At 43.3% G+C, this 24499-nt stretch carries 25 protein-coding genes; 1 reads left to right on the top strand and 24 read right to left on the bottom strand.

The features are described 5' to 3' along the window. Positions 1 to 156: 156 nt before the first annotated feature. The 8 genes from AC58UU_RS23970 to AC58UU_RS23935 form a co-directional block, all read right to left on the bottom strand. Positions 157 to 702: a GrpB family protein gene (locus AC58UU_RS23970; protein ID WP_497319435.1), complete on the bottom strand. Its 546-nt coding sequence runs from the start codon at positions 700 to 702 to the stop codon at positions 157 to 159. Between the two features lie 80 nt (positions 703 to 782). Beyond that, complete coding sequence (locus AC58UU_RS23965; protein ID WP_497319433.1) at positions 783 to 1259, bottom strand: GyrI-like domain-containing protein; 477 nt, start codon at positions 1257 to 1259, stop codon at positions 783 to 785. A gap of 23 nt (positions 1260 to 1282) precedes the next feature. Further along, positions 1283 to 1633, bottom strand: a complete 351-nt coding sequence (locus AC58UU_RS23960; protein WP_497319432.1) for a VOC family protein — start codon at positions 1631 to 1633, stop codon at positions 1283 to 1285. Positions 1634 to 1772: 139 nt separating this feature from the next. After that, a complete protein-coding gene (locus AC58UU_RS23955) occupies positions 1773 to 2033 on the bottom strand; it encodes a hypothetical protein (protein ID WP_171644114.1) in 261 nt (86 codons plus the stop codon). Positions 2034 to 2048: 15 nt separating this feature from the next. Then, on the bottom strand, positions 2049 to 2429 hold the full coding sequence (locus AC58UU_RS23950) for a hypothetical protein (RefSeq protein ID WP_497319431.1): 381 nt from the start codon (positions 2427 to 2429) through the stop codon (positions 2049 to 2051). Between the two features lie 14 nt (positions 2430 to 2443). Continuing rightward, positions 2444 to 3490: a rod shape-determining protein gene (locus AC58UU_RS23945; RefSeq protein WP_497319430.1), complete on the bottom strand. Its 1047-nt coding sequence runs from the start codon at positions 3488 to 3490 to the stop codon at positions 2444 to 2446. A gap of 172 nt (positions 3491 to 3662) precedes the next feature. Further along, positions 3663 to 4568 (bottom strand): S-layer homology domain-containing protein, encoded by a 906-nt coding sequence (locus AC58UU_RS23940; RefSeq protein ID WP_497319429.1) that lies wholly within the window; start codon positions 4566 to 4568, stop codon positions 3663 to 3665. Between the two features lie 151 nt (positions 4569 to 4719). Beyond that, positions 4720 to 5445, bottom strand: coding sequence for a class I SAM-dependent methyltransferase (locus AC58UU_RS23935; RefSeq protein ID WP_497319427.1), 726 nt, complete (start codon positions 5443 to 5445; stop codon positions 4720 to 4722). A gap of 135 nt (positions 5446 to 5580) precedes the next feature. Between AC58UU_RS23935 and AC58UU_RS23930 the strand changes: the two genes are divergently transcribed. Continuing rightward, positions 5581 to 6528, top strand: a complete 948-nt coding sequence (locus tag AC58UU_RS23930; RefSeq protein ID WP_497319425.1) for an FkbM family methyltransferase — start codon at positions 5581 to 5583, stop codon at positions 6526 to 6528. A 6-nt stretch (positions 6529 to 6534) separates the two neighbouring features. Here the strand turns inward: AC58UU_RS23930 and AC58UU_RS23925 are convergent, their stop codons facing one another. The 16 genes from AC58UU_RS23925 to AC58UU_RS23850 form a co-directional block, all read right to left on the bottom strand. Next, the gene (locus AC58UU_RS23925) at positions 6535 to 7041 is read right to left on the bottom strand and encodes a DUF6933 domain-containing protein (RefSeq protein WP_497319424.1); all 507 of its coding nucleotides are present in this window, start codon (positions 7039 to 7041) and stop codon (positions 6535 to 6537) included. 51 nt (positions 7042 to 7092) lie between these two features. Further along, the gene (locus AC58UU_RS23920; protein WP_497319423.1) at positions 7093 to 7560 is read right to left on the bottom strand and encodes a GNAT family N-acetyltransferase; all 468 of its coding nucleotides are present in this window, start codon (positions 7558 to 7560) and stop codon (positions 7093 to 7095) included. A 397-nt stretch (positions 7561 to 7957) separates the two neighbouring features. Next, a complete protein-coding gene (locus AC58UU_RS23915) occupies positions 7958 to 8305 on the bottom strand; it encodes an Mpo1-like protein (protein ID WP_497319422.1) in 348 nt (115 codons plus the stop codon). 124 nt (positions 8306 to 8429) lie between these two features. Then, entirely contained in the window at positions 8430 to 8600 is a 171-nt protein-coding gene (locus AC58UU_RS23910) for a hypothetical protein (RefSeq protein ID WP_497319421.1), read from the bottom strand. 168 nt (positions 8601 to 8768) lie between these two features. Then, complete coding sequence (locus AC58UU_RS23905; protein ID WP_497319420.1) at positions 8769 to 9623, bottom strand: 3-hydroxybutyryl-CoA dehydrogenase; 855 nt, start codon at positions 9621 to 9623, stop codon at positions 8769 to 8771. Between the two features lie 21 nt (positions 9624 to 9644). Then, positions 9645 to 10826 carry an acetyl-CoA C-acetyltransferase gene (locus AC58UU_RS23900; RefSeq protein ID WP_497319419.1) on the bottom strand — a complete coding sequence of 394 codons (1182 nt, stop codon included), beginning with the start codon at positions 10824 to 10826 and terminating at the stop codon, positions 9645 to 9647. 22 nt (positions 10827 to 10848) lie between these two features. Continuing rightward, positions 10849 to 11466: a 2-oxo acid dehydrogenase subunit E2 gene (locus tag AC58UU_RS23895; RefSeq protein WP_497319418.1), complete on the bottom strand. Its 618-nt coding sequence runs from the start codon at positions 11464 to 11466 to the stop codon at positions 10849 to 10851. A gap of 12 nt (positions 11467 to 11478) precedes the next feature. Continuing rightward, positions 11479 to 12459 (bottom strand): alpha-ketoacid dehydrogenase subunit beta, encoded by a 981-nt coding sequence (locus AC58UU_RS23890; RefSeq protein WP_497319416.1) that lies wholly within the window; start codon positions 12457 to 12459, stop codon positions 11479 to 11481. After that, positions 12460 to 13470 (bottom strand): thiamine pyrophosphate-dependent dehydrogenase E1 component subunit alpha, encoded by a 1011-nt coding sequence (locus AC58UU_RS23885; RefSeq protein ID WP_497319414.1) that lies wholly within the window; start codon positions 13468 to 13470, stop codon positions 12460 to 12462. A gap of 24 nt (positions 13471 to 13494) precedes the next feature. Continuing rightward, positions 13495 to 16767, bottom strand: a complete 3273-nt coding sequence (icmF, locus tag AC58UU_RS23880) for a fused isobutyryl-CoA mutase/GTPase IcmF (protein ID WP_497319413.1) — start codon at positions 16765 to 16767, stop codon at positions 13495 to 13497. A gap of 17 nt (positions 16768 to 16784) precedes the next feature. Continuing rightward, positions 16785 to 17927, bottom strand: coding sequence for an acyl-CoA dehydrogenase (locus AC58UU_RS23875; protein WP_497319412.1), 1143 nt, complete (start codon positions 17925 to 17927; stop codon positions 16785 to 16787). Positions 17928 to 18012: 85 nt separating this feature from the next. Then, on the bottom strand, positions 18013 to 18921 hold the full coding sequence (gene prpB / locus AC58UU_RS23870; protein WP_497319411.1) for a methylisocitrate lyase: 909 nt from the start codon (positions 18919 to 18921) through the stop codon (positions 18013 to 18015). Positions 18922 to 18960: 39 nt separating this feature from the next. Further along, positions 18961 to 20409 (bottom strand): bifunctional 2-methylcitrate dehydratase/aconitate hydratase, encoded by a 1449-nt coding sequence (locus tag AC58UU_RS23865; protein ID WP_497319409.1) that lies wholly within the window; start codon positions 20407 to 20409, stop codon positions 18961 to 18963. Continuing rightward, the gene (gene mmgD, locus AC58UU_RS23860) at positions 20406 to 21557 is read right to left on the bottom strand and encodes a citrate synthase (protein ID WP_497319408.1); all 1152 of its coding nucleotides are present in this window, start codon (positions 21555 to 21557) and stop codon (positions 20406 to 20408) included. Before mmgD ends, AC58UU_RS23865 begins: the two co-directional genes overlap by 4 nt. Before the next feature lie 39 nt (positions 21558 to 21596). Further along, complete coding sequence (locus AC58UU_RS23855; protein ID WP_497319406.1) at positions 21597 to 22739, bottom strand: acyl-CoA dehydrogenase; 1143 nt, start codon at positions 22737 to 22739, stop codon at positions 21597 to 21599. Positions 22740 to 22986: 247 nt separating this feature from the next. Next, the gene (locus AC58UU_RS23850; protein WP_497319405.1) at positions 22987 to 24390 is read right to left on the bottom strand and encodes an MFS transporter; all 1404 of its coding nucleotides are present in this window, start codon (positions 24388 to 24390) and stop codon (positions 22987 to 22989) included. Positions 24391 to 24499 lie beyond the last annotated feature (109 nt).

Raw genomic sequence — 24499 nt, 5'->3', positions numbered from 1 at the left:
ATCCTATTTTGTGTTACATTATCGAAAAACACTCCCTCTGCAAACTAATTATCAAACCTCAAGTTGATCACTCTACCCATCGGATTAAATGTGACAGATTTAAACATAATATGGGTATCAACTATAGAAGGCCTATAACACCAAATAATCCTTAACTCACATATCTGATTGGCCTGGTTTCCATCCAACTTGTTGAGACCAACTATGAGCTCGCTGTAATATCTCCCAAACGACTGGCCCTTTGCCTTCAACATACTTTGTTCGATCATTTCTAAATAAATTCATTAATCTATGTTTTTCCAACGCGTATCTCAAACAATCTTGTGAGTGTTCTCGCAAGTAATCTCTGAAAAGTAACGTTTTTTGTTCTGAAAAACTCCCAGCGTGCCTAACTTGTATATGCGTTCTTCTGTTTCCTGGCAATTCTCGAAAATACTTTTTGGTTTTATCAGGATTCTCTTTCCTTAAAATAAAGCCAGTTTCTTCGATTTTAGATTTATAACTAGAATCATCATCAAATTTAACTACAGAAATTTGAATATCAATGATCGGTTTAGCATCCAAACCAACAATTGATGTGGATCCAACATGATCAATACGAACTGCCACGTTTCCTAAAGAGCCCCTTAACCTTAATCCAATATCATGAAATAGGTCTTTCCATTCTGAATTGTACTCCGCAATTCTCCACTGATCTTCCATGTTCCATTCTCCTCTGGAAATATAAAAAAGAAAATATCAAGAGACGTGATCTTTTCTAAAGAACACGCCTCTTGATTTAATTAATCTTTTATAGGTATTAATATTTCAACGTTTTCTTCCTCTACGTTTTCCTCATAGTAAAATATTTCGATCGGACAAGATTGATCCAAAAACTTCTGTTGATATCCATTTTCTTTCATCCACTCAAATATTCTCGAGTACGCTTCACCTATTGTTTTGGTTGTACAATTTATTTTGGCATAATTGACGGCAGGGAGCTTAAAACCAATCATCCCTTCGGGTATTACAGTTAAATCATCCACTTCAAGACAAGCAAAATAGGTAGCAAATATCCCATTGCACATATATGGCGAAAATACGACTTCCTGATCCTTCGCATTTGTGATCTCATGTCTTCTCTCAGCAAATTGGCTTTGTATTTGTAGAGCAGCATCTGGGAAACCTTTTGGAAAATTGGCTGTAAGACTCTGACCAACTAATTGATACTCTCTTCGAAGAGTCTCACAGTGATATTTAATCATCGTTTTGTTTTCCAAAGTAATCGTCCCTCTCCTATGGATTATTTATTCTGTATTAAACCGATCCCATTCCCTACTGGATCCACTAAATAAGCAAGATAAAAATCATCAAATTCCATCTTTCCTCTAACAACTTGTGCTCCGGACTCAACGGATTTCGTAAGTGCCTCATCTATGTTGTCAACTTCGATTTGAATTCTTATTCCGTGTGGAAAATCACTTGGTCCCTTTGAAATACCGCCATTAATGCCAGATTTATCATCATTTCCTGTTGTCACTGAGTGGTATCCCCAGTTAGGTTCTGCAATCTTCCAGCCAAAAACAGACGAATAAAAACTTGCAGCACGTTCCGGATCTTGACTATTCATTTCAAATAATACAACACGCCCCAAATGATTCAACCTCCACAATTGGTATTTATACCCATATCCATAATACCGAATATTTGTTCCCATGTAAATGAAATTATTTTTGAGATGAACAAATAAAAAAACCGATCCTTGATGACCAAGGAACGGCTTCTTTGAGGTATTAATTATAAGTAATCTTTAAACCTAATTCCAAAGCTCGGGCAAGCGCCCCTTCAGAAAATTTAGGTTTCTTATATTTCTCTTCAAACTCTTCTTTAGATAGCGGTGCCCAAATGAAATCTTTATTCTGATAGATCCACGTTTTGGTTCCCCAATCGACGTGAACCGTCCTACTCGCAACTTTTTTAACGACACCAATCTCGATAATAACACCTGTTTTACCGAATATTTTGGCACAGTATTTGTTTAGCATTTCGCTCACAACAACACCCCATCTCTATACGCCTGATCTTAGTGAATGAATGATACTTGAAGCAATTTCAATTGACTTTTCGTCTGCTTGAAATTCATCACGAAAGGAATCACCCAATACCTTATTAATCGCCTTGCCAAAGGATAGAGCATCCAGATCATCTAGATGTTTAGTGATATAAATGGTTATCGTTCGCGCTTCACCATCATACTCATCATCCGGACAATCCATCGCTAGAAGCTTTACGGGGTCCCATCTATCGATGTGGAGTTTCACGACCTCCATAATTGGCGTAGGGTCATAAGGTAGGGATGCTAAATACTTATTCTCTTTCATGATTTCCTTTTTAATACTCCAAAGCATAACATTCATTTTCGTCTGATCAGATACAGCTCTAAACTTCAATAGAAAAGCCTCCTTTACAGGACGCTTTCTCGATCTTCTGTCACAATCTTTTCAGACCGGTCTATAATAATCGCCCCATTGAAGTTTAGCATTTTTCCTGTACCTTGAGCAATACATTCCATCGGGTGCTCAGCTAGATGAACCGGAACGCCTATGTCTTGCTGAAGCCGCTTATCCAATCCTTCCAGCAATGCGCCGCCCCCACATAACAGAATGCCCTGCTCCATCACATCACCAGCAAGTTCAGGCGGGCATTTCTCCATCGCGAGTCGAATGCATTCTAGAATCGATTTCACAAAATCATCCATAATCTCGTAAATTTCCTGCGATGAAATCGATATCGTTCTAGGCAAACCTTCCATGAGGTCACGGCCTCTTATATCCATCTTCACTTCTTTTACAGGCATCACAACAGCGGCGACGTTCTTCTTGATTTCCTCCGCAGTACGTTCTCCAATGGCCATATTATAAGTTTTCTTCACATATTCAATGATATCCTGATCAATCGACATGCCTCCACGGCGAACCGACTCACTTACTACAATTCCACCAAGAGAAATGATGGCTACTTGGCTTGTCCCTCCGCCGATATCAAGGACCATACTACCAATTGGCTCTGCAACTGGAAGCCCGGCGCCCATTGCCGCAGCCAGCGGCTCCTCAATAGTCATAGATCTCCTTGCTCCTTTATGTACAATCATCTCTTCGACGGCACGCTTCTGCACATTCGTTATTCCACAAGGCACGGAGATCAGCACTTGGAAGCTGCGAAACCATTGATAACCTCTTTTTATTTTGCCTATAAAATATTTCAGCATCGCTAAGGTCATATCGAAGTTGGCTATTACCCCATCTTTTAATGGATAGATAACCTCCACATTAGCTGGAGTTCTTCCAATCATATTATAGGCTTCTTGACCAAAAGCTTTAATTTCCCCCGTATCCGTTTGAATGGCGACGACAGACGGCTCTTGCAGAACAATCCCTTTTTTTTGTTGATAAATAAGTGTATTACAGGTGCCCAAATCCACACCAAACAGTTCTTCTAATCTCTTTAACATGACTCGCTCCTTCTCGCTGTTTAATAGACAATGCCCATAGTAGCGTGTATATTAGTTGATTTTGACTTAACTGCATCTTCATACTTGTTCGCATAAAGCAGCCATTCTAGGGGGGTAACCCAAAAAATGCCACCCACCATATAGGTGAGCGGCACTCTCAAGTAAACTTAATTTAGTTTGCAGCTGCTGGTTCTGCTACTGCTTTATAAGCTGAGGAAACGTAAGTTACTGCTTTCGCCTCCGTCATCACATCAGCATACATCGTGTCCGGTTTTGGATCTTGCAGGGTATACGAAATCACCGCTTGACCGTTTTGGTCAAATTGAACATTTTGAATGGCAATACTGTAACCAGAATTCGGTTTTTGACCTCTTGATAGGGTAACCTTGTTCACATCGTCAGTTACTTTCTCCACAGTTACGGATACATCTTCAATAGGTGCCGGTTTTTGGATATGTGTGTCTAAGACTTTAATCGCATTATAGATCCAACCTGCGGCTTGGCCACGAGTAAGTTCAGCTTTGGGATTAAACATACCTTCCTTGTCAAGCTCGGCAATTTTGTAAAGCAGTAATCGCTGTAAAGCGCCTTGATATTCGGGAGTGATCTGAGCCTCATCTTTGATCGGAATAAACATTTTCACTAGCGGGAAATTGCCCTTCTTTTCTAAAGCACGTACTAGCATTTCTCCAAATTGTTCACGAGTGATTGTAGCGTTCGGGTTTACATCCTTAGGAATGTTCATACCGTTGTAGTGCGCTATGATAAAGGCATCTGCATACCAAGCATCATTAGGGATGTTGGTAAAGATGTCAGAAGCTAATGGTTGTTTAATGAAGCGCATCGTATCTAAGTTCAAGTTCATGCCTTTAACAATCATTTGAATGGTTTGTGCATAACTAATCTTTCCTTTTGGGACGAAATGATCCTTATCAATACCACTCACGATTCCTCGATCTTGTAGAGCAGAGATCGCTGCAGCTTGTCCTTCCTCTACATCCGTAAAAGCGAAGGCACTGCTAAAAGTCAAACTGCTGACCAAAGCTGTCGTTAAAGTTAAAGCTGCTATCTTTTTCATAGTTAATTCTCTCCTTTTAGTAGGTTATCTTATTACAAACTCTAAACGTATAGTACGTGATAAATGTTTCAGTGATTTTAAAAAAAATAAAAACCGAAGGATTACCCCCAGCCTAATCATCTTTTAAATGAAGTTCAAACTTAATTGCTTATTATAATTTATTCTCCTTAATTCTTTGAACGACATACGTCAAACAATCACTCTTAAGCAGAATTTTACGCCCATTTCTCTCTATATTAAATTGCAATGCCTTTAAATTAGTGAAGGTTATTTCCCAGTCTGGATACGCCGATGATAATAACTGTTTCGCTTCATTTGTTGTCAAATTAAGTTCCATAAATGGATCTAATTCCATTCCTGATACTACATCTATTTCTTGTATGTTGGTGCTCATAATAACGCAATTAATCCCGTTCTCTTTCGTTCCTCGTGCCATTCTCTCTAAGACTTGAGTAAATTTCGGGACTGATTCCACGTGTTCTAATGCAGAAACCGCAATGATGTAATCAAAATGATTCTCTTCGATGAGATAGTCTCCAATGTCTGATAGCTTCGGTTCTATGTACGCACGAACTCCATTCTGTTCACTATAATCTACTAATTTCTTAAGTGCAGATTCAATAATATCCACACAAACAATTTGTCCTGTCTGGCGTTCCTTCAGTGATTCAGCAATTGGAATACTGTTTCTGCCCACTCCACAACCTAAATCTAATACAGTGAGATTTTCTTTGGAGTTAAAATGAGTTAGTGTATCCATCACTGTTTTTACTGGTTTTGAGAGCCATGATCCCTCTTCAAATAATTTGTAGTTATCATAACAAGCTTCATGATATTTTCGCTCTTCATTTCTAATGATTTTGATCCTATTATCCATTGTTGTTTCCCTCATTTTCTTTTGACATAAATAACATTCACTTTACATCCACATAACTCATAAGTAATAACTCTTTGTTAAAATAAAAGACGAAACGTTCCTATCCAAAAACTTTAATTAGAAAGGAACTAAATTATGCCCCTTAAACATTCTTCCGAAGCCGTTATTAAACATGAGCCTTCTTTACGTTATTGGGAAATTTTGAAATCAACTGCCCGCTATGTGCTATCTCGCACGATTATAAGACGATGGCGCACAGACCGAATTGTGCTTCCTGGTTCATCTCGAATTCTGTATGTCGATCCAACCGAAAATCGTGGAAGAATTTTGTATATGACAGGTGGAATGACACAACCAAGGCTGAATTTGTTTTGGAAAACGGCGGTTGCCTCTTTCCGACCAACTTTGATCGTAGACGTAGGAGTAAACTATGGCGAATGCCTATTTTCCGTGACCTATCCCAAAAACAGTAAAGTAATTGGAATTGAAGCCAATCCTAATTTACAGCCGTATATTGAGCGTTCCAAGAAAGTACATCCTAACCGCAAAAGAATTAACACCGTTTATGCAATGGCGTCTAACGAAGATAGCGATAAGCAATCTTTCTTCATTAATAAATACTGGTCTGGCCTTTCAACCGCAGCTCTTGGCAAGCCCAACGTTTCGAAGCATTACCAACAACACGATATTCCTAGCATTACACTTGACTCTTTACTTAGCCGGTATCCGTTGAATAAAGAAAAGCTATTATTTAAAATCGATGTGGAAGGTCATGAAGAAAAGGTTATTCAAGGGATGCTGCAATCCATTAAAGATTGTCCCTATATGCTTGGATTTATTGAATTTGACAGTAAATATTTAGCCAAAAGTGATACGGATGCCCATGCATTTTTATCTTTTTTACAAGAACATTTCGACCTTTATGTTTACTTGAATAATCAGGAACTGTACCACTTCGAACAAATATCTCTGGAAAAACTGCAACTGTTATTCAAAAAGAAACATATTCATACGGATATCATCCTGGCCTCACCGGGTGTGACGATTCCAGAGATTTATTCGCAGATTATACGATTGGATTAGTACAGTTTACATATTTAGCAAAGCATTCTTTAGAGCGAGCCTAGGGTATCCTTCCGCTAGCTTTAAAATAACAGAATCATTCAGCATTACATTAAGACCAACAATATTCAACTCGTCAGTAGGAAGATATTTTTCAATCCAATGTTGTGTCATGAAAATTTGCTCATTTAAAGATCCCACGATGCTTCTATTGTGAGTTTTCGTGTAAATAAACTTGTCCATGTTCGATAAAAACAAATTAACCTCTTGATCTGTGAATTGATCTGCTCTTAAGACTATCTCTAAATTTTTCAAAAACAAATTATCAAAGTCTTTAACATGTTCTTTCCTTAACCCATAAAGAACTACTTGGTATCTTGTTAAATCGTTCATTATCATTACACAGTTCTTTCTGCCCACCTTAAACAAATGAGCATGCCAACTATTCAGTGGTCTATATCCCACTTCCGGAATTGGTGAAACTGGAAAATTGCTTAAATCAAATAACTTCTTTGTACATGCAATAACAGTCATTGTGTTCACTACTTTCTTATTGTATTTGTTCAAGATTTTAATCATCTTAACTTATAATTTCTTACTCATTACATACCAGCTATCTGTCCGGTCAGGATAAAACTTATGTTCAATTACTTCGTATTTGAGTCTTTTATACATATCTATGTTCTCTGGAATTGACAACCGCACCCCAACTCTTGATTCTTTAATTCCCATTGACAATGCTTTATTTTCTATGAATTTTAATAATGATTTACATATACCTCTTCCGCGATATTCCTGTATAACTGAAACTCTCCCAATATAAATATAATGTTCAATAAATCTATATCTAGCAGAGCCTACAGCCCTAATTCCATCCCATGCTAATACGGCTCCCCCACCTTCTTTAATTATATTTATTACATTTTGAGTCGTTTCAGAAAGCGCTCCAGAAGGTGGATTCAGTTTCCCACTATATTCCATAAACGACTCTTGCATAGTACGAAATACAATGTCTACTTCTTCTATTTTTGCTTCTCTAATTTCTATTGACATGGTATACACACCTTACTTCCGTTTTTTAGAGATTAGTTCATCAGACTTGATTCAACTTCTTCGGTTTCTAAAAAAATTCCAAAACAAGATAATTAATAGAAAAATCACCGGATAATAAGTTTCTATTTGTGTACTTTTAACCCTAAGACTATTTATGAAATGATCTAGATTAAAGTAAATAACAAATTTAACCAACTGAACTAAAATGACTATAATAAACACTGTAGGAATCACTCGAGTAAATACAAAGTTATAGCTACTTTTTAGTTTTGCAAATGGTATGACACACAAATAGATCACAAATGCAAAAATTAAATAGATCAAGATATGCTCAACAAAAAAATGCAATAAATCCTCCTCCTAGGCACTACGTGTTAACATTTTATTTCAACTATTTTCAAACCTCACGTTTCTCATGTAACCATTTGTTCAAAATTTCTTTTCCAGTTACAATCTCAATCGTCTTTATAAAAAACCATGTAAACCCAGAATAGAAACCTATAAGTGGGTAACGAAACGATGCTGGTTTATTCCCTTCAAAATAGAAATGTCCTATCCACGATAAAAGGTAATGTAACATGGCTAGTATCAGCGTTGCTTTTAGACTATAAAACAAAAATAGCCAAGCCATAAAAGCAGACATAAAAGCAAAATAGTGCAGTATTCGATTGGTCTTATTCTGATGCTCTTTCAGATAATAATCTAAGTCACGTTGAACTCGATATATGAACTTCTTTAGTCTCATCAATTCTTCCTCATTTATCAGTGTCCATATCTTTATTTTTCTCATTTACTTTGTTTGAATAGCCTTCAAGTTCATCTTCAATTTCCTCATTCGTCATATGAAAATCGTTACGATCCACGATGCCTCATCGTTCTTTAATTCTTTGAATATCTTCATACATTTTTTTGTTTCTTTGATGTGTACTTAAAACAAGCCCAAAAATAACAGCTAATAAAACGATTCCCCCATATGGCCCTAGAAAAATAGAAATCAGTATTGCAAATATAATGGCGGTAATAATTCCAATAATCGTCATTGGTTATTCCTTTCAGTCGTTGATCAATTTTTTATCATAATCTTCCTTTGGATTAATTCAATAAATCCCAAAATATCCCTGCACGAACTCCCCCTTTCTAAATAATTCTTATAGTAAAATCAAAATGGACAGCCCCATGTGAAGTGACTGTCCATTGGTTCCTTTTTTTCAATCATGATACGAATAAAACCCCTGACCAGATTTGCGCCCCAAACGCCCAGCTTTTACATACTTCCTAAGAAGTGGACACGGGCGATATTTCGAATCTTTAAAGCCTTCATAAAGAATTTCCATGATGGATAAGCATGTATCCAACCCGATGAAATCCGCCAACTCTAGTGGTCCCATGGGATGCTTCATGCCGAGCTTCATCACGGTATCGACCGATTCAACAGATGCTACACCTTCATAAACGGTAAAAATAGCTTCGTTAATCATCGGCATTAAGATACGATTGGACACAAATCCAGGGAAGTCTTTCACTTCTACAGGGGTCTTCCCCATCCTTTCACTCAATTTATATATAGCTTCGAACACTTCCTGCGAGGTTTCCAAACCACGGATGACTTCAACTAAAGGCATAACCGGTACTGGGTTCATGAAATGCATGCCAATCACCTGAGCTGGACGCCCCGTGACCGCGGCAATTTCGGTAATGGGAAGTGATGACGTATTCGATGCCAAGATTGCCATAGGCGGGCAAATGGTATCCAGCCTTTGGAATAGTGAAGTTTTCAACACCATATTCTCGGAAATAGCTTCTATCACAAGATCTACCTGTTCCGCTTGTTCCAATTGCTCAGCAGGTTGTATTCGACTTAGAATTTCAGCCTTCCTTACTTCTGTTAGACCTCCCTTCTCAACACCTCTAGATAGTTGTTTGTTTATTGAAGCTAATCCTTTGTCAATAAACGCCATAGAAATATCATGCAATAGCACTTTCATGCCCGAAGATGCAGCAACTTGAACGATGCCGCTCCCCATTTGTCCTGCACCTACAACCATGATAGTCTGTATATTCATTTATTCACCCCCGCTATAAACTTATTGATCTACATGCAAAAGAATGGCATCTCCTTGAGCTGCTCCACTGCATATCGCGGCAATGCCATAGCCTCCGCCAATTCTCCGCAGTTCATGGATTAAAGTGAGTATGATTCGCGCCCCGCTGGCGCCAATGGGATGACCAAGTGCAATCGCTCCCCCATTTACGTTGACTCTCTCCGGATTCCAGCCAAGCAACCTTCCACTGGTCAGCATAACGGCCGCAAAGGCCTCATTCACTTCGAACCTGTCGATTTGCTCCAACGACAAACCTGTTTGACGCAACAGCTTCAGAATCGCCAGAGCTGGTGTGGTTGCGATATATGGCGCTCTTTCACCTACAGCAGCGTGACCAATAATCCTCGCCAGAGGCTTTACCCCCTGAGAAACAGCCATCTCTTTGGACATGACCACCATTGCTGCAGCGCCGTCATTTACTCCGGGGGCGTTACCCGCTGTTATGGTGCCATCCTTTGTGAACAAAGAAGGTAATGCGGTAAGCTTTTCAAGACTTGTATCTGCTCTAGGGACTTCGTCTTTACTAATCTCAATCGTTCCACCCTTACTATCGATTGTTACAGGGACGATTTCCTCCGCAAAATATCCCTTATTCATCGCTTCTACGGCACGAGTATGACTGCGAAGTGCCCAGTCATCCTGATCTTTGCGGCTAATTCCGAACTCTGCGGCAACAGTGCTGCCATGAACGATCATATGCACGTTGTGAAATGAACACCATAAACCGTCATGAATCATGAGATCCACGAGGCTTTGATCTCCCATTCTTGCTCCCCACCGGGCACTTGGTAGAGCAAACGGTGCGTTGCTCATGCTTTCCATCCCGCCGGCTACGATAATATCTGCATCCCCAGAACGTATGATTTGATCAGCCATTGTCACACTTCTCAGCCCGGAAGCGCACACTTTGTTTATGGTCTCCGTCGTCACGCTCCAGTCCAGACCGGCCCATCGGGCAGCCTGACGAGAAGGCATTTGTCCCGTTCCTCCCTGCAGCACCATCCCCATAATCACTTCGTCAATGGTTGCCGGATCAATCGAAGATCGGAGGATCGCCTCTTTCATCGCTGTTCCTCCAAGAACGACAGCGGGAACTTCTTTCAAGGCACCGCCCAACTTTCCGAACGGAGTTCGGGCACCGCCCACAATTACACTTTCCTTCATGGATTCGCCCCCCTCATCGTTCTCAATAAATGAACGTTTCTTGATCATATTGTTCCAAATAATACTTAACACGCTGCATGAACCTGCTGCAAATCAACCCGTCCACAATCCGGTGATCATAGGAAAGGCAAATGTTGGCTATCGATCGGATCGCAATCATCTCCTGAATAACTACGGGCTTACGTACGATGGACTCAAATGTCAGTATGGCTGCCTGCGGATTATGAATGATTGGACAGGAAAGCAAGGATCCTACCGATCCGGTGTTACTAAATGTAAATGAACCTTCAATTAAATCGGATGGCAGCAAGGAACCACTTCGCGCCCTATTGACCAACTCATACAGCTCAATCGCGATTCCTGCTATGGATTTACGATCCGCATGATAGATCACAGGTGTTACGACGGTATCGTCGGCATTAGCAACAACTATTGCTAGGTTGATATCTTTTTTGACATTCAACATGGGAAACTCCTTCAAAGCATTCACAATCGGTTTCAATACGAAAGGGCTAAGCGAAAGCGGGACGCCCTCTCTACGCATAAAGTCGTCTTTCAACTCTTGCCGCAAGGCGACGAGGTTACTGACATCCACTTCGATCATCATCCAAGCATGGGGATTTTCAGAGTTCCTCTGCATACCCAGCCTCCTTCAGATTTCCGCTAATTGGCGCATGGCTTCTTTGACGATGTCCACATTCGGCAGGTAAAACTTCTCTAAGGTTGGCGCCATGCCAACAGGGGGAATATCGGGAGGGCAGCATCTCATAATAGGTGCATCCAATTCGTACAACAGATGTTCCGCTATTAAAGCCGATATTTCAGCACCAATGCCACCTGTTTTATTATCTTCGTGTACGATCAATATTTTACCGGTTTTGGCTGCCGCCTCATAAATAGCAGGCTTATCGAGCGGATGAAGCGTCCGCAAATCCAATACCTCTGTACTAATTCCTTCTTGCTCTAGCTCGAAAGCCGCTCTAATTGCATAATGTACCGATAAACCGTAGGCAATTACTGTGATATCTGTACCCTCGCGCCTTATGGCTGCTTTGCCAATTGGAACGGTGTAATCTTCTTCAGGTACTTCATCTGATATCGAAAGATAGCATTTCTTATGTTCGAAAAAAAGGACTGGATCCTCGTCCCTCACTGCCGCTTTCAGCAAACCTTTGGCATCATAGGCTGTAGACGGCGCAACAATCTTGAGTCCTGGGGTTCCAAAAAAGACTGATTCAGGACACTGTGAGTGATACAATCCGCCTCCGCCAGTCGCACCGTAAGGTGCGCGTATGACGATTGGACAATGCCAGTCATTATTCGAGCGATAACGAATTTTCGCTGCCTCGCTTATGATTTGATTAGCCGCCGGGAAAATAAAATCGGCAAACTGAATTTCCGCAATCGGCCTCATCCCCACCATAGCCGCTCCAATCGCAACACCCACAATGGCTGATTCAGAGAGAGGCGTATCAAGGACTCTCAGTTCACCGAACCGATCGCGCATGCCTTTCGTCGCATTCAAAACGCCGCCCTTCCCAATATCCTCTCCGAGCACAAATACATGCTCATCGCGTTCCATTTCTTCTATCATCGCACGTCGAATGGCCTCCAAATACGTTAAGATTGGCATTTAAGCATCACCCCCATCTTCCGCATAAACATGCCGTAATACGTCCTCAGGAGCCGGATAAGGGGCTTTTTCAGCATATTTCGTTGCTTCATTTACTTCTTTTGTAACACTCTCATTCAGCATTTGTTCGATCTCTTCTGTCATAACCCCGCATTCGATCAAATAACGACGAAACCGCTGCAAGCCGTCCTGCTCCTTATGGTACTCTACCTCTTCTTTCGTCCGGTACAGCATATCGTCATCCGCTGTGGAATGCGGCGGGATCCGATAAAGCATCGCTTCAATCAATGTCGGCCCATACCCGCGAACAGCGCGCTCCCTCGCTTCTTTGACAGCGCGATACACCTCCAGAGTATCATTGCCGTCCACACGCTGACCTGGGAAGCCATAGCCTGCGGCACGATCGACAACGCGTCCAGCCACTTGTCTATGCGCAGGAATGGAAATGGCATACTGGTTATTTTCGCATAGGAAGATAACAGGCAGCTTGAATACACCGGCAAAATTGAACGCTTCGTGCACATCCCCTTGGTTGCTCGCCCCTTCGCCAAAGCTGACGAAAGCTATATGATCTTCCTTCTTCATCATGGCCGTTAGTGCGATGCCGACAGCGTGTAGGGCCTGCGTGGCAACCGGACTTGATCCCGAAACAATATGATGCTTCTTATAGCCAAAATGCCCTGGCATTTGTCTGCCTCCATTAATGTCCTCCGCTTTAAATAAAGCTGCCAGCATGAGTTCACGCACGGTCATACCCACCGTTAGGACAAAGGCATAGTCCCTGTAATAAGGCAGAAAATAGTCATGCTGCTTATTTAATGCGAACGCCGCTGCTACCTGGGTCGCTTCTTGACCGACACTAGAGATATGAAAGGCCGTTTTGCCTGACCGTTGTAGAAGTGTTGCTCGCTCGTCAAACTTCCTTGCTTTGAGCATAAAGGTATACATCTTCAGCACCTGTTCATCGGTTAAACCGAGCTGTTGATGTTTCATAACTTGCTGAGAAGACATAGGAATTCCTCCTCTCTCCTGCTGCTACATATTTCTGCGATATTGCCCGCCTACCTGATAAAGCGCGTGGGTAATTTGCCCCAAGCTTGCAACCTTGACCGTTTCCATCAATTCGGCGAAAATGTTACCTCCATCAAGCGCAATTTGCTGCAGCTTTGCCAAAGCCTCGGGTGATTCTGCTTGGTGCCTCGAGAGAAACTCCCTGAGATTCGTAATTTGCTGTTCTTTTTCTTTCGACGTTGCGCGAGCTAGCGGGATATTCATGTCCTCATCTTTGGAAGGATTGGGATGAAGGAATGTATTTACGCCAATAATGGGCAGCTCGCTGTGATGTTTTTTCATTTCATACAGCATCGATTCATTCTGGATTTTACCCCTTTGATACTGAGACTCCATAGCTCCGAGTACACCGCCCCTTTCACTAATTCGTTCTAATTCCTGCAGCACAGCCTCCTCAACCAAATCGGTCAATTCCTCGATGATAAACGAGCCTTGCAGCATGTTTTCGTTTTTAACAAAACCAAGCTCTTTTGTAATGATTAATTGAATAGCCATCGCTCGGCGTACGGATTCCTCCGTTGGTGTTGTAATAGCCTCGTCATAAGAATTCGTGTGAAGCGAGTTACAGTTATCAAGAAGGGCCATCAGCGCTTGCAGCGTGGTTCGGATATCATTAAAATCAATTTCCTGCGCATGCAGAGATCGTCCCGACGTTTGGATATGATATTTTAGCTTTTGGCTGCGTTCATTAGCGTTGTATTTGTTCTTCATAACCGTAGCCCAAATTCGACGCGCCACTCGTCCAATCACCGTATATTCGGGATCAAGCCCATTGCTGAAAAAGAAGGATAGATTCGGTGCGAAGTCATCAATCGGCATCCCTCTAGCCAAATAATACTCAACATAAGTAAATCCGTTAGCTAGTGTAAAAGCGAGCTGTGAGATCGGATTCGCCCCTGCCTCGGCAATATGATAGCCCGAGATAGAAACCGAGTAATAGTTACGGACTTCATGATCGATAAAATATTGCTGAATATCGCCCATCATCCGCAGTGCGAACTCTGTGGAAAAAATACACGTATTCTGCCCCTGATCCTCCTTCAAGATGTCAGCCTGCACCGTCCCCCTCACCGATCTCAGTGTCTGCCCGCGGATCTGGTTCGCCTCCAAGTCCGTTGGTCGTCTACCCTGCTCCTGGGAGAAGCGTTCGATCTGGAAATCGATCGCTGTGTTCATGTACATTGCGAGAAGTATCGGAGCAGGACCGTTGATCGTCATTGAAACCGAAGTCAACGGGTCGCATAGATCGAACCCGGCATACAGCTTTTTCATGTCGTCTAGTGAACAGACACTAACCCCGCTCTCACCGATCTTGCCGTAAATGTCCTGCCGTTCATCAGGATCCTCCCCATACAAAGTGACGGAGTCGAAAGCCGTGCTGAGACGCTTGGCTTGATCATTCTGCGACAAATAATGAAAACGTAGATTGGTGCGTTCTGGCGTCCCTTCGCCTGCAAACTGGCGTTTGGGATCCTCTGCTGTTCGTTTGAAAGGAAAAACACCTGCTGTAAAGGGGAATTCCCCCGGAACATTCTCACGGTACATCCAGCGAATGAGATCTCCTGCATCGCGGTATTTGGGCAGGCTCACCTTTGGGATGTCCAGACCTGACAAGCTTGACGTTGTTAACTCTGTCACGTATTCTTTATCCCGTACTCGGGTAGTAAAGGTTTTGCCTGTGTATTTTCTTTGCAGCTCCGGCCACTGGGCGAGTAGATGGCGAGTTTCTTTTTGCATACGCGTCTCTACATTCATCTTAAGTGTTTGCAGCACAGATACACTTTCGTCTGCTCCAAGCTCCTGCTGTAGGGCAGTTATCGCCCCTTCAATTCGGTAGCAGCTAGTGGCCAGCTCGGCTTCCCTTTCTGCGTATGCATGATACGCCCGTACAGTATTTGCGATTTCTCCTAAATACCGTGTGCGGTCAGCTGGTATGATGACATGCGTCTTAGCAGCAGCATGACCAGATGAAAAGCCCTGAATAGGCCACTGCAAAGTACATTTTCGGTTCAAGGTATCGATGAGTGCATGGAATAACGTATCCACGCCAGCATCATTAAATTGACTAGCCATCGTTCCATAGACAGGCATAGATTCAAAATTCAAATCAAATAAACCATGATTTCTCTGAACTTGCTTCTTCACATCTCGAAGCGCATCCGCAGAGCCTCTGCGGTCAAATTTATTAATCGCAATCAGATCCGCATAATCAAGCATATCAATCTTCTCTAATTGCGAAGGTGCACCGAATTCGCTTGTCATCACATAGAGCGATACATCGGCTACTTCGGTGATCTGATGATCACCTTGACCAATTCCGCTGGTTTCCACCAAAACAAGATCAAAGCCGGCCGCCTTCAAGATGGCAATGGCAGGAGCGATTGCAACGGACAGTTCATTGCCCGATCCCCGTGTTGCCATACTTCGCATATACACGCGATCGTTGTGAACAGCATTCATGCGGATGCGATCCCCAAGTAAAGCGCCACCGCTTCGCTGCTTGGTTGGATCGACCGATAGGATGGCGATCGTTTTATCCGGGTACTGACGCAGAAAACGCTGGACTAATTCATCGGTTAGGGAGCTTTTCCCCGCTCCGCCTGTGCCTGTGATGCCAACAACCGGACATATGGCTCCATTTGACTGTTTACTTAATGTCTCTATCTCCGATTTCGATTCCCTGCTTTCGCAAGCTAGTTCCGCAGCTGTAATGAAGCGGGCTATCGACCTATGATCTTTGATTTGCCCTACTCCGCTTACTTCGTAACCTTGGGCATAGCCAGAAACCGTACTAAAATCACACTCCTTCATCATGAAGTTAATCATCCCTTGCAAGCCAAGCTCCCTTCCATCGTCAGGCGAAAATAGGCGAGTAACGCCGTAGTCATGAAGCGTTTTGATTTCCGAAGGAAGGATTACACCCCCTCCGCCACCGAAGATTTTAATCTCAGAAGCCCCTTTTTCCCGCAATAAATCAATCATATAAGTAAAGTACTCGACGTGCCCGCCTTGATACGATGAAACGGCAATTCCTTGAACGTCCTCCTGAATTGCTGCTTGCACAATTTCCCTAACGGATCGGTTATGCCCTAGATGAATGACCTCCGCTCCACTGGCTTGAAGAATTCGCCGCATAATCGTAATGGACACATCGTGGCCATCAAATAAAGCCGAAGCCGTTACGAATCTCACCTTATGCTTCGCACGATAGTTGGTTTCCGATCCCTCAGTTGACACGGCTGCACCTCCTTTCCTCAATCTGCCAGAAGGCTTCGTGAAATAACCATTCGCTGGATTTCGTTCGTCCCTCCATAGATTTGCGTGATCTTGGCATCGCGCATATAACGTTCAACGGGGAAGGCTTTTGTATAGCCATATCCCCCGAAGATTTGAACAGCTTCTACAGTCACCTCCATGGCCGTATCTCCAGCAAAAAGCTTGGCATAAGCAGATTCCTTGCCATAAGATAACCCCTGACTTTCTCTCCAAGCCGCTTGATACGTCAGCAGTCTTGCCGCTTCGATTTTTGTTGCCATATTCGCCAGCTTAAAACCAATCGCTTGCTGCTGCGCAATCGGCTTTCCAAACTGTTTGCGTTCTTTGGCATAGGCCAACGAGACATCCAGTGCTCCTTGCGCGATCCCTACCGCCTGAGCCGCGATTCCAATTCTAGCTCCGTCTAGCGTGCGCAAGGCGATTTTAAATCCTTCTCCTTCATTTCCGAGTAGGTTTTCCTTGGGTATGCGGCAGTTGTCAAAACGGATCTCTGTCGTCGGCGATGAGCGAATGCCCAATTTTCTTTCCTTTTTGCCAAACGTAAATCCGGGTGTATCTTTCTCTACGATAAATGCGCTGCTGCCTTTGTGCTTCTTCGAAGGGTCCGTTAAAGCAAACACGATATAAAATTCCGCAGCACCTGCATTGATAATAAATTTTTTGGAGCCGTTTAATACATAATGGTCCCCATCTCGCATGGCTGTCGTTCCCATGGATCTAGCATCGGAGCCTGAGCCGATCTCTGTTAGACCGTAAGCCCCAAGCTTCTTCCCTTCTGCCATCGGTCGTAAAAACCTTATCTTCTGCTCTTCCGTTCCAAAGGTATAAATAGGCCAGCCCGCAAGCGAAATATGTGCCGACAGAGTAATACCTGTAGAAGCGCACACACGAGATAGTTCCTCTACAACAAGACAATAGGTCAGATAATCGGAGCCAAGCCCACCGTAGTTCTCAGCCCAAGGAATCCCCGTCAGACCAAGCTCTCCCATTTTGTCAAATAAGGTCCGATCAAACCGTTCATCCTCATCTCGAAGGGCAGCACTCGGTTCCACCTCGTTTTGGGCGAAATCTCGGACCATACTGCGAACCATTTCCAGTTCCTCCGACAAGCTAAAGTCCATGCCATAACGACCTCCTCTTGATGACTTATGTGTACGCAAAGACCCCACCGACAACAGGAGATCAGTGAGGATGGTTCATAGGCCGCTACACGTTTTCATTCAAAATCGTTTTGGCAATTTGTCCATCTAATGCTTCATAATCGTAATATCGAATCGTATCATAAAGCTCACTCCGGGTTTGCATACGGCTGAGAGAGCCCTTTTGAGTTCCTGTTTGACTGATTTCCTCAAAAACTCTTTCATAGGCCTTGGCAGCTACGCGAAGAGAAGTGACTGGATAAATGACCATATGAAATCCCCAGTTTTCAAATTGCTCCGCCGTATAATAAGGAGTTCGCCCATATTCCGTCATATTGGCTAAAAGTGGACCCTCCACTTCTTTGCTGAAACGTTGAAAGTCCTCTTGACTTTCCAACGCTTCTGGAAAAATCGCATCAGCTCCCGCAGCAAGATATTGCTGTGCTCTTTGAATCGCTTCATCCATTCCCTCGACGCTCTTGGCGTCTGTACGTGCAATGATATATAACGTCGGACTCACTGCTTTGATCGTTCGAATTTTTTGAATCATCTCCTCAGCCGAAATGAGCTTCTTCCCATTCAAATGTCCGCATTTTTTCGGCATTTCCTGATCCTCTATTTGAACGGCTGCGACTTTCGCCTCCACCATTTCCTTAGCTGTTCGTGCTACATTTAAAATACCGCCGAATCCGGTGTCTATATCTACAAGTAGAGGAAGACCGGATGCACGAACCAGCTCTCGGGCACGTTCAGCCACCTCATTAGAGTAAATGAGGCCTAAATCAGGCAGTCCCCTGCTAGCTGTGTAAGCAGCTCCTGATAAATATATAGCTTTAAAATGAGCCTGTTTGGCTATTCTTGCTGCCATTCCGTCGTGGGTACCTGGAATTTTGACAATTGGACCTGAATTGACAAGCTGACGAAATTCAGCGGCCAATCGTTGTTGATCCGGTTCTTCTTCAATCAGCCATGACATAAAGACCTCCTGCATCTCGCAGACTTTATTAACCAATGGTCATATAATAAAAAGCGCCATAAACTCATGAACAGGCGTTTGAATCAACCGCTCATAATCAAGTGAGAGCTTCAAAATCTCTGTCGTCTTCTTACGAGGAAACCGAGTTAATAAATTTGCTTCATATTTCTCAATAACCTTCGGCAAACCTTCCTCACGCCGTCTGCGATGCCCGATCGGATACTCGCAAACCACTTTCTCCGTTTTTGTGCCGTCTTTGAAATGAACTTGGACCGCGTTTGCGATCGAACGTTTGTCAGGATCCAAGTAATCTATACTGTACTGCTCATCCTCGACAACGACCATTTTCTCCCTAAGCGCATCAATCCGAGGATCCTTAGCGACCATTTCTTCGTAATGCTCAGCGGTCAATGTTCCAAACAGCAGCCCAATCGCAACCATGTATTGCAGACAATGATCCCGATCAGCAGGATTGTGCAAAGGTCCCTTCTTATCTATAATCCGAATCGCAGATTGATGGGTAGTCAATGTGATGTGTGCAATCTCATCCAACTGCTTGTGTACCTTAGGGTACAGCTGCAAAGCGCATTCGACGGCTGTTTGAGCATGAAATTCAGCAGGAAATGATATTTTAAATAGAATATTTTCCATCACATAGGAACCTAGTGAACGACCTAATGTGAGTTCTTTTCCTTGAAACAAAACATCTTGGAAGCCCCAGTTTTTCGCAGTAAGAGCCGACGAATAGCCCATTTCGCCACCTACAGCCATCAAAGCTAACCGTACCCCACGACTTGTGGCATCACCGGCAGCCCATGATTTTCGGGAACCTGTATTCGGAGCATGTCGATACGTTCTTAAGCTAGCCCCGTCAATCCATGCGTTGGAAAGTGCGCTGCACAGCTCTTCTCTGTTTGCCCCCAACATTGCCGCAGCAACAGCTGTCGAAGCTATTTTCACAAAATGAACATGATCCAGTCCTACACGGTTTAAGCTGTTCTCAAGAGCAAGCACTCCCTGAATCTCATGCGCTTTAATAGTCATGGTGAGGACATCCCTCATAATGAGTGGCTTTTTCCCCTCAGCAACTCTATTACGGCTAAGATAATCGGCGACGGCAAGAATACTGCCTATATTATCCGAAGGATGCCCCCATTCAGCAGCCAGCCATGTATCGTTATAATCCAGCCAACGAATCATACAGCCGATATTAAAAGCTGCATGAACAGGGTCTAGCTCGTATCTCGTCCCCGGCACACGGGCACCCCCCGGTAAGTTCGCACCTGGTACAATCGGACCCAAATGCTTCGTACAATCCGGGAATCGTAAAGCGAGTAATCCGGTGCCAAGTGAATCCAATAAGACATGCTGTGCGATATGATAAGCTTCTTCACTTTCAATCCCTTTTGCCAATGTATAATCGGCAATCTCCTCGATTAAGGGGTCAAAGGTCATCTCCTTATTTTCCAGATATCCAGAACTACTCATTCGTATTCGTCCTTTCTGCTTAAGTGACCCGGCTGCTGAGGAGGGTGTAGATCTCGAGGTCCCTTATAATGAACGCGTGGTCGAAAGAGTCGATTATTATCATGTTGTTCGATCACATGCGCGCTAATGCCGATCGTACGGGCAGCAAGAAATACCGGTGTAAACAATTCAATTGGAATCCCAAGCAAATAGTAAACAGGAGCTGCATAATAATCCAAATTCGGATGTAAATTCTTTTCTCGCTTCATGACTTCTTCCCCAAGGACACACATGTTGTAGAGCTCTGGTTGATTTTTGTCTAATGCGAGTTCAGCAAGCGCCTCTTTCATAAGCAGTGCACGGGGATCCGCTTTTTTCATATAAACCCGATGCCCAAAGCCCATAATTCGTTCTTTCTTTGCTAACTTATTTAGCATGATTGCTTCAAGATTTGCTTCCGATCCCGCTTCCAAAAGCATAGCCATGACCGCTTCATTCGCACCGCCGTGCAGAGTCCCTTTGAGTGAAGCAACCGCGCCAGTTAAGGCACCATAAAGGTCGGATTGTGTGGATGCAATTACACGCGCAGCAAACGTAGAATTCGGCATTTCATGCTCACTATATACGATCAATGATTGATCAAAGATAGCTTCTTCCATCTTGGTTGGGACGCGTCCTGTGATCATATATAAGAAATTAGCTGTATAGGATAACTCTTTGTTCGGGTCAATGAATGGCTGCTTCGTTTGTGCGCGATACCCGTTGGCAACAATTTCCGGTACTTTCGCAAGTAATCGAATGGCTTTACGGGTATTGGCTTCTCTGGAACGATCCTCGAGATCTACGTCGTAACTTGCTATAGCTGAAATGCCTGTTCGCAGAACATCCATGAAGTCGGCTTGCTCGGGGAGTAGTTGTAGAATCGCGTTCACATTTGGCGGTAATCCATATTCCGATCTCAACTTCTCTTCGATAGAATGCCGTTCATCTGGATTAGGCAGCGCTCCGCCTAGAAGCAGACCCACAATGTCCAGATAGGTTACGTTTTGGGCAAGCTCAATAAGGTCATACCCGCGAACAACAATTTCCTCCTTTTCCACATCCAGAAACGAGATGTTCGTCTCGCTAGCAATGACATTTTCAAGTCCAGGCAAATAGTCGTCACTCATCTCATCGCTCTCCCTTCCTCCGTTCGTTCTTTCATTCAGTCAGTCGGCAAGAAGCATTCGTGATATCACAATACGCTGAATCTCGTTCGTCCCCTCGTATATCTGGGTCACCTTCGCATCGCGCAAAAACCGCTCTACAGGGAAATCCTTGGTATAACCGTCGTTTCCAAAAATTTGCACAGCCTCAATGCAGACCTGAACAGCGGTATCACTGGTGAAAAGCTTGGCAATAGCAGCTTGCTTTCCATATGTTAATCCCTTGCTTTCCCGCCAGGCGGCCTGATAGGTAAGCAGTCTAGCTGCTTCAATGTGAGTTGCCATATCAGCGATTTTAAAAGCAATCATTTGCTGCCCACCAATCGGCTTATCCAATTGACTTCGTTCTTTCGCATAGGCGATTGAAGCATCTAGTGCACCTTGCGCAATTCCAAGTGCTTGAGCAGCAATTCCGATACGTCCGCCATCCAGACTTTTCATGGCAATTCGAAATCCTTCACCTTCCGGCCCTAGCAAATTCTCCACAGGAACACGGCAATTCTCAAACCTCAGTTCCATTGTCGGCGATGAACGGATGCCTAGCTTCTTTTCTTTGCTGCCAAAAATGAATCCAGCAGCTCCCTTTTCTACGATAAAGGCGCTGCACCCTTTTTGCCTTTGCTGCAAGTCCGTCATCGCAAAAACAATGTAAACCTCCGCCTCCCCTCCATTTGTGACAAATAGTTTGGATCCGTTAAGGACATAACTGTCGCCGTCCTTTATCGCTGTTGTCCTCATCGCCCCAGCATCGGAGCCGGAACCACTTTCCGTTAAGCTATAAGCTCCTAGCTTCTTCCCTTCTGCTAAGGGCAGCAAAAACTTTTGTTTCTGTTCTTCTGTGCCATACTTGTAAATCGCCCAACTGACTAGAGAGGTATGAACGGAAAGCATAACTCCTGTGGATCCACATACCCTAGAAAGCTCTTCAATGACCATAGCATAGGTCAGAAAATCGGACGCAAGCCCACCGTACGCTGAAGGCCATGGAATACCCGTCAAACCAAGCTTTCCCATCTTATCGAACAAATTTCGATCAAATCTCTCTTCTTCATCCCGCTGTGCAGCCGTCGGCTCTACTTCATTAATCGCAAAGTCACGCACCATGGAACGAATCAAGTTCTGTTCATCCGTATAGGACACATGCATTCGACTGCCTCCTTCGACATGATGGACTTTCCTTCATGTTCTGCCGAGGATATATTCGGTCGATGGATTGAAAATGGGACAAGCTGTAAACGCTTTCAGTTCTATGCTTTATATATACACCCTTTTACAAATGCTTATACCTTTGGGACTGCATGATTTTAATTGACTCTTACTCCCGCTTGAAAAATAGAAAGAGCCAGACCTTTGTACGGGTTCGGCTCTTCCAAGTTCATTGTTATTCCAGTATTTATACCAGTTCATTGACCAGCTGTTGATTTTTTTTGCCAAAAGATACGAAATAAAGCAATGTGCTTGCTATAACAACTAAACATAATATCAGAATGAGATTGCCGTACAGGTAGGCGTGTGAGTCTGAAATTAGAGGATGAAGTGGAAAAGCAAGCAGCTCTTTCTCCATCACTTTGGCAACGAGTGCCGTCACGACCGCTCCGGAAATCGTTGAGGTCATATTGAAAAAGCCCATCCCGACGCCAATTTGTTGAACCGGCAAAATTTGCGTAATCGTTTCCGTTAATGCCGTCTGCATGAAAGAAAATCCGATGTACATCATGATGAGGGCTGCACCAATGTACCATACCCAAAGACCGATGGATGAAGATTGAAGTAATAGACTAGCTGCGATTAATATCAATCCTAGATATACAACATAATGGCTTCCTCGCTTGACCGTCATATTGCCGGCCACTTTCCCAAATACGACCGCGCTAATGGCTCCTGGAAACATAATAAGTCCAATATGTTCAGTGTCTAGGCCGTATATGTTACTAAGCATAAGCGGTATGACGAACATGACTGACATCACGGTGCCAAAAATGAGAAAGCCGATGATGAGACCATTTCGGTAAAGAGAATTTGTGAAAAGTGCAGGTTCGACGAACGGCTCCTTCGCTCTGCGAATATGAACGATAAATAGTATAAGAGCTATCAGCACGATTCCCAAGTAGATCCAATTTCCTTCTGTCGTAAACAAAATCAGCGTTGATATGATAACACCCAACAGTACCGCTCCGACAACATCCAATTTACCTGCTTTGCGCGGTTCTACTGGCAGAAACTTTTGGAAAAAAGGAATAGCGATGACTACGGGTACCGAAACAAGAAACAAAAAGGCCCAGTGGAAAGATCCTGCAATATAACCGCCAAGGACCGGACCGATCCCAATAGCGAATGAAACGGTCGATGTAATGATACCAAACATTCTCCCCCGTTCTTTCACTGTGAAAAACCGGGCTACCATGACGAATATCAAGGCTGGGATAGCTGACCCACCTGCTCCTTGTATGGCCCGAGATAAAATGACAGCGGGATACCACGATTGGCATACAAAACCCAAAATTGACCCAAAAACGTAAAGGGAGATCCCTATTGTAATCAATTTTTTGATGCTGTACATATCGGAAAGCTTCCCAAATATAACCATACCCATACCGAAGACGATAAAAAAGATCGTAACTACCCAACTTACACCGGAAGCATCCAAGCCGAACTGCTTGGCAATGCTTGGGGTGGATACGTTGAATACGGATTCATTCAAAACGGCAAAAAAGATGACATAATAAATCCAAAGGACACTTTTCTTTATTTCTGAGTTGTCTTCTACAGATTTGGTTTGACTCTCCACGACATTCATTTTGACAGGCTTCCTTCCTCTTTAGGAATTTCAAGTTCATTTCATTGATCTTACTATTCATTTACTCCTCGATTCACCCCATTTTTTACCAACTTAGTTTCTTCACCTA

Source organism: Paenibacillus sp. JT22N1 (assembly GCF_059692155.1).
This window is presented reverse-complemented; position numbering and strand designations above follow the sequence as displayed.